Source organism: Lysinibacillus sp. FSL H8-0500 (genome assembly GCF_038051955.1).
GTDB lineage: Bacteria > Bacillota > Bacilli > Bacillales_A > Planococcaceae > Lysinibacillus > Lysinibacillus macroides.
The window spans coordinates 1,671,060-1,683,636 of the sequence record NZ_CP150292.1 but is presented as its reverse complement, the minus strand read 5'-3'; the positions used below and the strand labels follow the sequence as shown (position 1 = coordinate 1,683,636).

Genomic DNA, 12,577 nt, shown 5'->3' with positions numbered 1-12,577 from the left:
ATAACTCTCCCCTTTAAAATGTAATGAGATTCTGTAGTAGCTTCCTCGCATAGGATGACTGAACATTCGGTAAATTTTTAGTAGCAATTGTTTCTTGCACTTGACCATCTTTAAAGATCATCATACGATCACAAATATAAGCCGCTGCCTGAAGATCATGAGTAATAAAGATATAGCCCATATTGTATTCACTTTTTAATGTTTTCAATAAATCAAGAATCTGTAATTGAACAGACACATCAAGGGAACTAATTGCTTCATCTAATAGGATAAAGGTTGGCTCTGTGGCAATGGCTCTAGCAATACATACCCTTTGTGCTTCTCCGCCCGATAGTTCATGAGGATATTTATATTTATAGTCAGGCGATAGGCCAACTTGAAGAAGTAGTCTATCCAGTAATTCATCCGAAATCTCCTTCATCTTATAGTCCCTTAAAGGTTCTAAAATTACTTTTTCAACAGAATAAAAGGGGTTAATCGAAGAACGATAATCCTGAAACACTACACTTACATGACCCTTTCGCTGCTTTCTATCGCGAATTTGTTTGCCGTGAATCGTAATTACGCCACAATCAGGCTGCTCAATACCTATTAATAGCCGCCCTAATGTTGACTTACCGCTTCCACTTTCACCAATAATCCCAAGGCATTCTCCACGCTGACATTCAAGGTTAATATTTGTCAAAATTTTACGTCTATGCTGCTTCAAAAACCCATGTGTTTTATATGATTTATCCACATTTTCTACTTTTAACAAGGTACATTCTCCCCCATCACTTTTTTAAAATGATCGTTAATAGCCCCACGTGTTGTAATTAAATATTTCGTATAGTCATGCTGAGGATTTGCAAAAATGGCTTGTACATCGCCTTGTTCAACCACCTCACCATCCTTCATGACTAAAACTTTATCCGCAATTTTTCGCACAACGCCTAAATCATGTGAAATAAAAATAATCGCACAGTTCATCTGTTGGCGTATGTTAATGAATTGTTGGACAACCTCATATTGCGAAATTGTATCCAATGCTGTTGTAGGTTCATCAGCAATCATAATATCTGGTTCTAAGGCAAGGGCTAAAGCAATCATCATACGCTGTAACATTCCCCCAGACAACTGATGAGGATATTTATGCAAAATTTCTTGTGGATTTTTTAAATTGACTTTTTCCATTACTTGCATTAATGCTTGTTCACTTTCATTTTCACTCCATCCAAAATGCGTATGCAATGTTTCATATAAATGGACTTTTATTAAACAAGATGGATCAAAAGCTGTCATGCCATTTTGTAGAATCATGCATAAATTTTTACCTCTTTTACGCTGCATATGCTTTTCTGACAGCAAATGCAACGCCTCATTTTTCAAAAAAATTTCTCCGGTTTGCTGAAGGTTTTTATTATTTAAGCGCATGATTGCACGGCTTGTAACAGATTTTCCACTGCCACTTTCCCCTACGATGGCAAGGCATTGACCTTGTTCTAATGTAAAAGAGGTATCATGGACAATCACATTCCCTGTCTGCACCTCCCAAACCTTTAAATGCCTCACTTCTAATAGCTTCATCAATTATTTCACCACCTCTTTTTCATGCTGTGCTGGTGCCTTAAACCATTTCAGCTTTTGTTGGCTTTGGTTTGATTGGCGTAATTGAGGATGTAATGCCACTTGTAATGAATCTGATAAAAAGTTAAAAGCTAATACCACCATTACAATGGCAACACCTGGTGCAATCATTAATTCTGGTCGTGTAAACATAACCTCTCTCGCTTCACTCAGCATCATTCCCCACTCTGCATTCGGGGCTTTAATGCCTAAGCCTAAAAAAGACAGACCTGATATTTGTAGAATCATGGAGCCCATTGAACTACTCGCTACAACGGCAATATCTGAAAAAGTAACAGGCAAAATATGCTTTACTATAATACTTGGATGCGACATACCAATTGCTTGTGCATATTTTACATAGTCTAATTCAACATATTGCATCACAGATGTTCGAATAATACGTGCAAACCAAGCCCACTTCATCAAAACAAAAGCAATTAAAATATTGCCTAAGCCTACTCCTAAAATAGCAACAATCGCAATAGCAATCACATAGACAGGAAACGACAACATAACATCACAGATTCGCATTATCACAGCATCTACGTTTCCTCTAAAATATCCCGCAATAAAACCTACTATAGCTCCTATGGAGACGGATGCAGCCAAGGCAACAAACACCCACAGCACACTCGGTTGAATACCATAAAGCATTCTCGATAAAATACATCTCCCTAAATGATCATTACCTAGTAAATATTCCCAGGATGGTGATGCATAACGAAGCTGCATATTCACAGCAATAGGATCATTTGGTGCTATCAACGGAGCAAATATGCCTACGAATGTCAGCACTACAATAAAAATAAGAGAGGTGATACCAAGCTTATCTTGACTTAAGTTTTTCAATACATTCATCTCAATTACCATCCCTTATTCGAGGATTGAATGCGGCATTTAAAATATCTGACATCATATTAAAAACAACAAATGCCACAGCTACAATCAATACATAGGCTTGGATAACAGGAAAGTCCCTGCTTAAAATAGCACTTATACTTAAGCTGCCTAATCCCGGCCATGCAAAAACATTCTCAACGACTACTGTTCCACCTAAAATTATAGGGATAGCCATGCAAAATATTGAAATAGCTACTTGTAGAGAATTACGTAAAATATGCATTGTAATTTTTTTCTTTGGTAACCCTGAAGCTCGCCCATAAAGAACATAATCCTCATTTAAATTATTTAACATCGCACTGCGGATATTTCTAAAATAAAGACCAACATAACCTAAAGCGATCACTGTTACAGGTAAAATATAGCTTTTTACGCCAGCCATTCCGCTTGTTGGCAATAAATCAAGCTTGACAGAAAAAACGAAGATAAAAATAGCTCCTAACCAATAAGCCGGTACAGCTGTAAACCCAAACAATAGAGCACGTAATATACGATCTACCACTGTTCGTTCATTTAGAGCACATAGCACACCAAATAACACCGAAAAGGAAATAATAACCAATGAAGAAATCATTGTTAGTTTGAAGGTGTTCATAAATGCAGGTCCCATTAAACTCCAGACAGGCTCATTCTTTACATAGGATTGACCAAAATCTAATTGCAAACAGGCGATAAGCCAATGAAAATATTGCACAATAAATGGTTTATTAAAGCCCAATTTTTCATTTGTTTGTTCAATTAGCTCCTCTGTAATAACAGGAACCTCCTGAGCACGTAACACCACCTCGGCTGGCTCCATAGGTGAAAAGCTGATTAATACAAAGGTTAAAAAAGATACAGCAAGTAAAAGCGGCAAGGTAATCAGCATCCGTTTCATTATATAGATCCCCATTCAAGTCACTCCTTTCCAACTGTAATAGGCAACAAAAGGATAAATTGAGATGTGTTATTCAAAATACATTTGTTCAAAAGGCAGTTCATATTGTGTTTGTTTAAACGAAATACCTTGTAAGTTTTTAGGCGCAATAACTGTTACATTGCCGTTCGTAATAGGGATAAAGATAGCTTCATCATGAACGGTTGTTAGTATATCCTTATACAGTGCTTTGCGATTTTCTTCATCAGTGGATACTAAAACACTGTCAATATTTTGATAGAATTCTTCAGCATTCGGAATTCCTTTTGTTGCATATAAATAAGATGCCTCTGATGTAAAAGCAGCCACTGTACTTTGCGGATCATATGCTAACCCCCATGTTTGGTTGAACAGTAAATCATACTCTCCTGTTGATCTTCTATTAGCAATAGATGTTGATTCTTCACCAACTAATTCGAGCTCCATGCCGATCATGCTCAACGAATGCTGAATTAATTCTGACTGAGCCTTTTGTGAGGGCGAATTATTATCATAATATAGCTTCATTGATAATTTCTTCCCGTCTTTTTCACGCACTGCACCATCCGTCTCTGCGGTCCACCCCGCTGCTTCTAAAAGCTCTTTTGCTTTCTCCATATCATAGCTTCTTTCCTTTAATGCCACATTGGCATAATTAATATTAGGAGAGAATAGTGTATTGGCAACTTCTTCAGAACCATAAAAAATATCACGGCTAATTGTTTCACGATCAATAGCAAACCAAATTGCCTCTCGTACACTTTTTTCACTAACAGGATTAACACTACTACCACTATTAGCTACAATCATCTTCGTATTCATTTGCTTACTTCTCATTAATTGATAATCACCTGATTGAACTAGCTGCTCCATTCCTTCCATATTAATGCTGTCAGCGCCACGATCATCCGTAAAGATAAAATTTACTTCACCCTTTTGTAAGGCTAGTAAAGTTGTTTCACCAGCTGGAAGCACTTTCGCTGTAATTTTTTTAATTTTAGGTGCACCAGCCCAATAGTTTTCATTTGCTTCAAAAATGGCATATTGATCAACCTTATGTTCCACTAATTGATAAGGTCCTGTTCCATGGAATCCATTAATGCCATCTTTTGTTTCTCCATTTTCAAAATCTTTTGGTGACAAAAATACATATGGACGTGTCATAGATAGTTCATCTAATGTTGGATAATAAGCTTCAGATAATGTTAATTTCACCGTATGTTCATCTACAACATCTACACTTACAATTTTGGTTGATAATTTAATCCAGGCATGCTTTTCTTTATTGTTTTGTACAGCCTCAATATTTTGTTTCACGGCATCAGCATTAAATGGCTCACCATCATGAAATGTCACGCCCTTTCTTAAATGGAAAGTATAAACTGTTCCATCCTCTGATATATCCCAACCCTCTGCTAATAATGGTTTAATACCCTCTTCCGTATTTTCTACCAGAGACTCATATACCATGCCTTGCGCTGACATAGAGCCTGGATATAAATGGGGATTCATATCATTAATATCCTTTACCGTGGCATACACTAGTTCATCTGCTGCTTCGCTACCCTTTTCTTTAGTAGCAGCACAAGCTACAAGAATAGATGAAATAAATACGACAAACATAATACGATAAACTTTTTTTAACAAAATTGCTCTCTCCCTTTGCTCAATGTTTTTTAGGAACCTTCATATTTATAGGAGTATCAGAACATTTGATATGTACAAGATGGAATTTATACAGAGTTGATCGCAACATAATTTGTTTGAATGGTAAATATATTGGTTATTTTCCTTTTGTATTATTTTTAAGAATATTTTTATTTTATTTTGAATTTTTTCCAATATATTTCGCAATAATAGTATATTTATTACTCAAACAATGAAGCTTTTCTTAGAGGACGATTTGATGACAGTAGTACACGAATGAATAAATTATATATGTCGCTCCTATAAATAGTAATGATAACTATTATCATTACATTTTTAAATTTATCACATTTCTTGGTAATGTCAACCTATTAAATACATTTATTTTGGTGATTCCCATAAAAAATTACTCCATTAACTCCACCGCTCTATCCACTACTCTGGGGATTCTATCTGTCACTTTTCCCATTCTATCCTTCTGTTCAGAGCTTTCCACCACTTTCATCGCCCCATCCTTGACTCTGAGAGTTCTTATCCGTCACTTTCACCATTCTATCCTCCTGTTCAAAGCTTTCTACCAATTTCACCATGCTTGTTGCTCCCACCAGCTGCTCAACGATAAAAAAGCGAGGACGCATTATTATGCATCCTCGCTACCATTACTTATTTGAAATTTTTTAATTGATCACCAATAACATCGCCAAATGAGAAGCCGGTATTTTCTTCCGGTAATTCATAGTCCACAACTTCTTCAGCTTCAGGGTTTTCAAGTAATTCTTTAATGCTTAGCGCTAAACGACCTTCCTCTGCATTAATATCCAGTACCTTAACTTGTACCTCTTGGCCCTCTTTTAATGCTTCATGTGGCGTATTAATATGTTTATGTGCAATTTGCGAAATATGCACTAAACCTTCTACCCCTGGGAACACTTCTACAAAGGCGCCAAATGATGTAAGACGCTTTACTTTCCCCTCTAACACTGTCCCCTTTGCAGCACGTTCTTCGATATTTGACCAAGGTCCAGGAAGTGTTTCCTTGATGGATAATGAAATGCGCTCATTCTCTGGGTCAACAGAAAGCACTTTTACCTTCACTTCTTGTCCTTCTGTTAAAACCTCGCTCACATCGCTCACATGCTCATGAGATACTTGTGAAATATGCACAAGACCATCGATACCGCCAAGGTCGATAAATGCACCAAATGATGCTAAACGCTGTACTTTTCCATCCAATACATCGCCAGCTTGAATTTGATTAATAACCTGTTTCTTTTGAGAAGCTTTTTCTGTCTCTACCACTGCACGATGAGACAAGATTAAGCGATTTTTATCCTTATCAAGCTCCACAATTTTGAAGCTCAAGGATTTCCCTTTATAGCCTTCAAAATCGTCTACAAAATAGTCTTCTACAAGTGAAGCTGGCACAAAACCACGCACACCTAAATCTACAACAAGACCACCTTTAACAATATCCTTTACTTCCGCTTCGAAAACTTCTTCAGCAGCAAATTGTTGCTCGAGTGTATCCCATGCTTTTAAAGCGTCTACTTTACGTTTGGATAGTACATAATTTTCTTCTTCAACCTTTGTAATCATCAATTCTAATTCATCCCCAACGGAGATAACATCAGACGCTTTCTCAATGTGTAAGCTTGATAATTCACTAATCGGTACAATACCATCAAACGGTGCACCTGGAATTGATACAGATACTGCTTTTTCATCAACCTGCTCTGCAATACCTTTGACGATATCACCCTCGTTAAATGTTTGTTCTGCATAGTTCATTTCTTCAGACATATGTAACCCTCCTTCGCATCTTCCCTTACTATTTTATTCGATATTGAAGACAAAGACAAAAATAAATCCTTTAAATTCAAAAAATGTCTGAAATTTTAGGATTTATCGCATTCTTTCTTGGGCTAATTTTAAAATAGCTTGTGCTGCCTCATCAATAGACAAGGCTGTTGTATCTAAAAATATAGCATCCTCAGCTTGAACAAGTGGCGATGCTTCGCGCTCACTATCCTTTTTATCACGTAGGGCAATTTCCTCTTGAAGCTTTTCGAGAGAGGCGTCAATGCCTCTTTTTTGATTATCAATCAAGCGCCTTCTTGCACGCTCTTCCACTGTTGCAGACATAAAAATCTTTAACTCCGCATTTTTTAATACGTGTGTCGCAATATCTCGACCATCCATGACCACACCACCATTCGCGGCAAGCTTTTGTTGCTCTCCTACTAATAGCTCGCGCACCTTTGCATGAGCAGCTACTTGTGATACAGATGAAGTCACCTCATTTGAGCGTATTTCTGCTGATACATCCTTCCCATCTAAGAAAACAAGCTGTCCCTGCGCAGAGGGCTTTAAGTCAATCGTGCTTGCTGCGAGCATATCAGCTAATTTTTTTTCATCATCTAAATGTATGTTTTGTTGTATGGCTTTATACGTTACTGCTCGATACATGGCGCCTGTATCAATATACGTAAAGCCAAGTGCTTCCGCAACAATTTTCGCAATTGTACTTTTACCAGCACCAGCGGGTCCGTCTATGGCAATTTGAATACTTTTTTTCATCTTCATTCGGTAATTCCTCCCCTTCTTTTAAGTGAACGTATAGGGAGGAGAGGAATCACCTTCTCTCCTTTAAATTTAAACTTTACTTTGTTTTTAACAGTTGAAGCTTAGTAAATAAATACTTAAATAATCATTTCCACTTCAAGCAGTAGCGAAGTGGAGGGTATCGACACGCTTCCCCTCTACTTCTGTCTCTTCATATTGTACCATATAACCTAGAAAAAGCCCTCTGCTTAGAGAGAGCTTTCAAAAAATACTTATGAATGAAAGGGATCTGTTTCTTTCCGATGATTGACTAGCTGGCGTTCAAAGCAGAAACGTACAATATGCTGCTGATCCACATCATCCGTATCTGTTAGCTGGATTGTCACAATGCGTTTATGATCCTTTTCGAAAATCCGCACTACTGTTGCCGCTGTCAGAATGTATTTTACATCACCGTTAGCAAATGGCAGGACAATTGTTAAGTCGACCTCATCTCCCTCATTGAAAGCAACTTCTCCTTTCAGGGTAAGTGCCAAGCCACCAGCACTAATGTCTGCTGCGACAAGCTGATATTTATAATTTTGGAACTGAACAGCCACATCTACAGGTGTTTCAACACGGACATACTCACGTCGCTGAATTTTAATAAACTCCTCTGGCTTTGGACAATGCAGCATAATCATTGGAATCGTGCCTGCCTTACGACCAATCACCTCTGTATTAAAAGCAAAAGAGTGATTCGTTTCCGTACGAAAGGTCGCTCTAAATTCTGAGCCATCGATTAAAAATGCAGTTTTCTGTGTCGCCATATTAACTGGATAATCAATATAAAGAATATGTTCTTCCTGCTCGAGTACTTTACAGTTGAATTTCTCCATTTTCTCTGTATAAGTAGGTTCAAGCTGTAGTTGTGTACCAATTTTTATTTCCATGAGCATCTCCCCGCACAAAAAATATGGCTTTATTATCTCATGATACACTTATTTTGGCTATAAAAATTGGTAGTATTTTCTTGTTGCTACGTTAAATATTCCACTTTTAAAACATTATGATGTTCCGCATCAATCACAATTCTAAACGTTTCCTGTGTAGTATCATCACGCATTGCGATGACCTCATAGCAAAGACGCTGTTCAAATTGCCCATTATCTGTATAAATATTTTTTACTTCCTGTACATGCACATCATTCTGGAAAAATGTTTTCCAGTCAATTGGTTGAGCTGTTTGCGGTTTAATATTTTCTTCTTGAATATATTCCATCGCATTTGCTCCTAATAACTCACCTGTATCCTTAGCGATTTTTAATTGCACACCATCCGCATAAATAAGTGCTTGATCTTTTGGGTTTACCCGTGCAAAAGTTACATGCCATGCTTGATGATTTTCACGTGATTCTACATAAGCCACATCTTCCATGCCTAGTTTTTTCACATATGCTTGTGCTTTTTTCAAAATCTCCTCTTGGGATAGCTTCGCCTCATCTACAGGACGCTCTACTAAATACGATAATAAATGTCCACCCTTTTCTGTCAAATCAACATAGCCTAAACGAATGCCTTGATGGAATTGTATATGATAGAAAGGATATGGTGCCGTATCACTGCTTTTTGTCACTGTAAATGTAGCATCTTTTATCGTAGGGAATAAATATTTTACTTTTTCAATTGCTTCTTTTTCTGTTATCACTGCATCCTGCAATGCTTTTAACTCAATTTTTTTCTGATAATCCGATTCACTTAACGTAAGAGGGAAGTCCTTCTCTCCATAGCCCTTTAATGTATCTTTTACGGTATCAAAATTAGTATTTGGATTTTTCTGATCTACTTGCTGCACCCAAATATCCATTTTTCCATCATTTTTATAAAAATCAACGGTTGCTGCTGTCCATTCATCTGATAGAGATTGTAAATTCGTTGAAACTTGTGGCATTTTTTCACGCCACGCTACATAATCACCTGTTTTTGCTGTTCGTTTTGCTTCATCGCCTAGTCGCCCTAAATAGTTTAACCATTCACTCGACAGCTCTTGCCCAATGGGAATATTGGCAATCGAAGAACGAACTTCCGAGCTTAAACGCCAAACCGAATCAAGCTCACTGTGAATGGCCTGCTCATCTTGGAACAGTAAGGATTGTGATACCGCACGTTGAAGATGGGATAGCTTTTCAGATGCATCTGTTAGCTTATCTGTATATTGTGCGAGCACGGTACGCTGTAAATTTTCTTTATCGCCATGTAAATCAATACTGTACGCTCCTAACCCGATTACCGCAGCTGTTAGAATCACGAGCCATGTTTTCATCAATACTCCTCCTTTCTATGAACAGAAAATATGCTCTCCTATTTGTTTAATTTGTGGACGTGACCAAATCCATTTACTTGTTGCTGTTTTTGGATTGAAATAATAGAGTGCATTTTCAGAAGGGTCCCAGCCATTCATGGCATCAATCACCGCTTCTTTTGCTCGCTCATTTGGCTCCAGCCAAATTTGACCATCTGCTACTGCTGTAAATGCCAATGGTTGGAATATAATACCAGATATTGTATTCGGAAAATCAGGGCTCTCTAAACGATTTAAAATTACTGCTGCCACTGCTACTTGCCCCTCATATGGCTCTCCCCTAGCTTCTCCATATACGGCATTAGCGATTAATTGTAAATCACGCTCTGTATATTTAGGCGGAACTTGAGTTTGTGTACCGTTGTTATTACTGCTACCACTACTATTACCCCCACCAGTACCTTTTTTCACTTGCTGATCAAGGGGCTTTCCTCCATAATACGTAAATTGATTCCCTGCTTGTAATTGTGCCTTCACCCATTTTTCATCGTAATCAGAATAACCTGCTAATGCTTTTTTTGTCTTCGTACCAGCAATTCCATCTACAGGTAGACCATAATTCTCTTGGAAATTACGCAAAGCCCAATATGTGTTATAGCCAAATTTGCCATCAATCTTACTCTTGTAAAAACCTAAGTATTGTAGCCTTGCTTGTAATTCAATGACATCGTCTCCATAGGCACCACGCGTAATTTGCTGGTCGCTAAAAGCTATTGCATCATTTTGAGGAATCGCAATTATACTAATTCCTACTATCAAAGCAAAAAGTATGCTGACTAAACGCACTTTTATCACTCCTTTTTTTAATAGCTTGAAACAAAAAGAGCATTTTATACATTCAAATTTAAAACAATAAAGCGTAGAAATCATTGACGATTTCTACGCTTTAAATTTTCTTTTGCATATGCAGATGTTGCACCAGATGATAATGAGCAAGCTTCACTTTGCGCAAGCCAAACCACCATAAAAACAACATAAACGGAATCATTAAATAAACCCAGTGACCTTTAAATGATAATATTGTATTGTATAAAATGTGCAATATAATGGGTGCACATAGAGCCATCGCAATCATTTCTTTTGTTTTCACAAGCTTGGAAAACTTAGCACGCCCATAGTAGTAGCCCATTACTACACCGAATAATGCATGACTGGATACAGGCAATAATGCACGCATAAACGCTGTGTCCAAACCAAATGATAGTAAATAAAGAATATTTTCGACCGTAGCAAACCCAAGAGATATACTTGCACCATATAATATACCATCGTAAGGGTCATCAAATTCTATATGATTGTAGATGGCAATTAATAGCACAAACCATTTAAAAAACTCTTCAATGATACTAGAAAAAAGAACATCTTGAAGATAAAGATATGGAAAAACCCCTTCCTCTGTTAATACATACTGTAAAAACAGGATTGGGAACGTTAAAAATGCGCCGTATAAAAATGTTTGTAGTAAAGTTTTTCTTGGCTCCGTAGCCATCTGATTGCGCAAATAGAAATAACTAAAAAGCGCTAGACCGGGAGCAATGGCAGCAGATAATAAAATGATCATGATGCCGGCTCCTTTCAACAATAGACTGTTATTAGTATATCATGTAATGACCAAAAAATTTTTAAAAGGGGCTTTAATTTTTATGAAAAAGACGATTTTATTAATTCATACAGGTGGCACCATCTCTATGGCTATGAGTGAAGAAGGAGCTGTTATGCCAAATAAAGAAAATCCACTGATAAAGGAAAGCAATAAGTTAAATACACTCGCAACAATTATTGAAATAGAGGCTTTTAATCTGCCTTCACCACATATTACGCCACAAGAAATGCTGCAATTGCGGAACATCATTGTAGAACGAGTGTCAGCACAGTCCATTGACGGTGTTGTGATCACACATGGTACAGATACACTAGAGGAAACTGCCTATTTCTTAGAGCTGACAACGAAGTTAGCTATTCCTATTGTGTTGACAGGGGCCATGCGCTCATCGAATGAACTTGGCGCTGATGGCATTTATAATTTAGTCGAAGCAGTCCGAGTAGCAGTTGATGAAGAAGCACGTAATAAAGGTGTACTCGTTGTCATGAATGATGAAGTACATCTTGCTGTAAATACAACAAAAACAAGCACAAGTTCTGTAAATACCTTCCAATCCCCACAATACGGGCCAATTGGACTGATTACAAAATCACGTATCTTATTCCATCATGCTCCTATTCGTCGACAATATGTAGATGTTCATGATTTATCTAAACGCGTTGCCATGTTAAAAGTTTATGCTGGTATGGAAGAAGATTTACTAGATATTGTGCTTGCATGCAAATATGACGGGGTCGTCCTTGAAGGGCTTGGACAAGGGAATGTTCCTCCAGCTGTTGTCAAGGGCATCGAAAGCCTCTTAGAACGAGATGTCCCAGTCATACTTGTGTCCCGCTGCTTTAATGGGATTGCAGAAGCTGTTTATGGCTATGTTGGCGGCGGTAAAATGTTGGAAGATTTAGGCGCAATTTTTGCTACAGGTATTAATGGACAAAAGGCACGCTTAAAACTACTAATTGGGCTTAACACAACAAGCACACCGCTCAATTTAAGAGACTTTTTCCTATAAAGCTAAGGCGTT

The 12,577-nt window shown here is 37.5% G+C and carries 13 protein-coding genes; 1 reads left to right on the top strand and 12 read right to left on the bottom strand.

What is annotated here, in order from left to right; all coding sequences use genetic code 11:
- Positions 1-13 precede the first annotated feature (13 nt).
- From MHB44_RS07910 to prsW, 12 genes are all read right to left on the bottom strand, one after another.
- A complete protein-coding gene (locus tag MHB44_RS07910) occupies positions 14-757 on the bottom strand; it encodes an ABC transporter ATP-binding protein (RefSeq protein ID WP_341302275.1) in 744 nt (247 codons plus the stop codon).
- The gene (locus MHB44_RS07905; protein WP_341302942.1) at positions 751-1,566 is read right to left on the bottom strand and encodes an ABC transporter ATP-binding protein; all 816 of its coding nucleotides are present in this window, start codon (positions 1,564-1,566) and stop codon (positions 751-753) included. Before MHB44_RS07905 ends, MHB44_RS07910 begins: the two co-directional genes overlap by 7 nt.
- A 3-nt stretch (positions 1,567-1,569) precedes the next feature.
- Entirely contained in the window at positions 1,570-2,466 is an 897-nt protein-coding gene (opp1C, locus tag MHB44_RS07900) for a nickel/cobalt ABC transporter permease (RefSeq protein WP_053994302.1), read from the bottom strand.
- A gap of 1 nt (position 2,467) precedes the next feature.
- Complete coding sequence (gene opp1B / locus MHB44_RS07895; protein ID WP_341302274.1) at positions 2,468-3,400, bottom strand: nickel/cobalt ABC transporter permease; 933 nt, start codon at positions 3,398-3,400, stop codon at positions 2,468-2,470.
- Between the two features lie 54 nt (positions 3,401-3,454).
- Entirely contained in the window at positions 3,455-5,026 is a 1,572-nt protein-coding gene (gene nikA / locus MHB44_RS07890) for a nickel ABC transporter substrate-binding protein (RefSeq protein WP_341302941.1), read from the bottom strand.
- 506 nt (positions 5,027-5,532) lie between these two features.
- Positions 5,533-5,688, bottom strand: a complete 156-nt coding sequence (locus tag MHB44_RS07885; RefSeq protein ID WP_341302273.1) for a hypothetical protein — start codon at positions 5,686-5,688, stop codon at positions 5,533-5,535.
- Positions 5,689-5,713: 25 nt separating this feature from the next.
- Positions 5,714-6,850: a 30S ribosomal protein S1 gene (gene rpsA, locus MHB44_RS07880; RefSeq protein WP_053994299.1), complete on the bottom strand. Its 1,137-nt coding sequence runs from the start codon at positions 6,848-6,850 to the stop codon at positions 5,714-5,716.
- 102 nt (positions 6,851-6,952) lie between these two features.
- Positions 6,953-7,627, bottom strand: coding sequence for a (d)CMP kinase (cmk, locus tag MHB44_RS07875; RefSeq protein WP_341302940.1), 675 nt, complete (start codon positions 7,625-7,627; stop codon positions 6,953-6,955).
- Between the two features lie 257 nt (positions 7,628-7,884).
- Positions 7,885-8,544: a flagellar brake domain-containing protein gene (locus MHB44_RS07870; protein ID WP_341302272.1), complete on the bottom strand. Its 660-nt coding sequence runs from the start codon at positions 8,542-8,544 to the stop codon at positions 7,885-7,887.
- Between the two features lie 86 nt (positions 8,545-8,630).
- Positions 8,631-9,914, bottom strand: a complete 1,284-nt coding sequence (locus tag MHB44_RS07865) for a PepSY1/2 domain-containing protein (protein WP_341302271.1) — start codon at positions 9,912-9,914, stop codon at positions 8,631-8,633.
- 15 nt (positions 9,915-9,929) lie between these two features.
- Positions 9,930-10,739 carry a spore cortex-lytic enzyme gene (gene sleB / locus MHB44_RS07860; protein WP_341302270.1) on the bottom strand — a complete coding sequence of 270 codons (810 nt, stop codon included), beginning with the start codon at positions 10,737-10,739 and terminating at the stop codon, positions 9,930-9,932.
- A gap of 100 nt (positions 10,740-10,839) precedes the next feature.
- Positions 10,840-11,514 (bottom strand): glutamic-type intramembrane protease PrsW, encoded by a 675-nt coding sequence (gene prsW, locus MHB44_RS07855; protein ID WP_341302269.1) that lies wholly within the window; start codon positions 11,512-11,514, stop codon positions 10,840-10,842.
- Between the two features lie 82 nt (positions 11,515-11,596).
- Here prsW and MHB44_RS07850 point away from each other — a divergent pair, with 82 nt between their 5' ends.
- Positions 11,597-12,565 carry an asparaginase gene (locus tag MHB44_RS07850; RefSeq protein WP_341302268.1) on the top strand — a complete coding sequence of 323 codons (969 nt, stop codon included), beginning with the start codon at positions 11,597-11,599 and terminating at the stop codon, positions 12,563-12,565.
- Positions 12,566-12,577 lie beyond the last annotated feature (12 nt).

Bases quoted from the DNA above. Each gene is read 5' to 3' on its own strand.
- MHB44_RS07870 (WP_341302272.1), bottom strand. From the start codon at position 8,544: ATGGAAATAAAAATTGGTACACAACTACAGCTTGAACCTACTTATACA.
- cmk (WP_341302940.1), bottom strand. From the start codon at position 7,627: ATGAAAAAAAGTATTCAAATTGCCATAGACGGACCCGCTGGTGCTGGT.
- MHB44_RS07850 (WP_341302268.1), top strand. From the start codon at position 11,597: ATGAAAAAGACGATTTTATTAATTCATACAGGTGGCACCATCTCTATG.
- MHB44_RS07905 (WP_341302942.1), bottom strand. From the start codon at position 1,566: ATGAAGCTATTAGAAGTGAGGCATTTAAAGGTTTGGGAGGTGCAGACA.
- prsW (WP_341302269.1), bottom strand. From the start codon at position 11,514: ATGATCATTTTATTATCTGCTGCCATTGCTCCCGGTCTAGCGCTTTTT.
- MHB44_RS07865 (WP_341302271.1), bottom strand. From the start codon at position 9,914: ATGAAAACATGGCTCGTGATTCTAACAGCTGCGGTAATCGGGTTAGGA.
- rpsA (WP_053994299.1), bottom strand. From the start codon at position 6,850: ATGTCTGAAGAAATGAACTATGCAGAACAAACATTTAACGAGGGTGAT.
- MHB44_RS07885 (WP_341302273.1), bottom strand. From the start codon at position 5,688: ATGCGTCCTCGCTTTTTTATCGTTGAGCAGCTGGTGGGAGCAACAAGC.
- nikA (WP_341302941.1), bottom strand. From the start codon at position 5,026: ATGTTTGTCGTATTTATTTCATCTATTCTTGTAGCTTGTGCTGCTACT.
- opp1B (WP_341302274.1), bottom strand. From the start codon at position 3,400: ATGGGGATCTATATAATGAAACGGATGCTGATTACCTTGCCGCTTTTA.
- opp1C (WP_053994302.1), bottom strand. From the start codon at position 2,466: ATGAATGTATTGAAAAACTTAAGTCAAGATAAGCTTGGTATCACCTCT.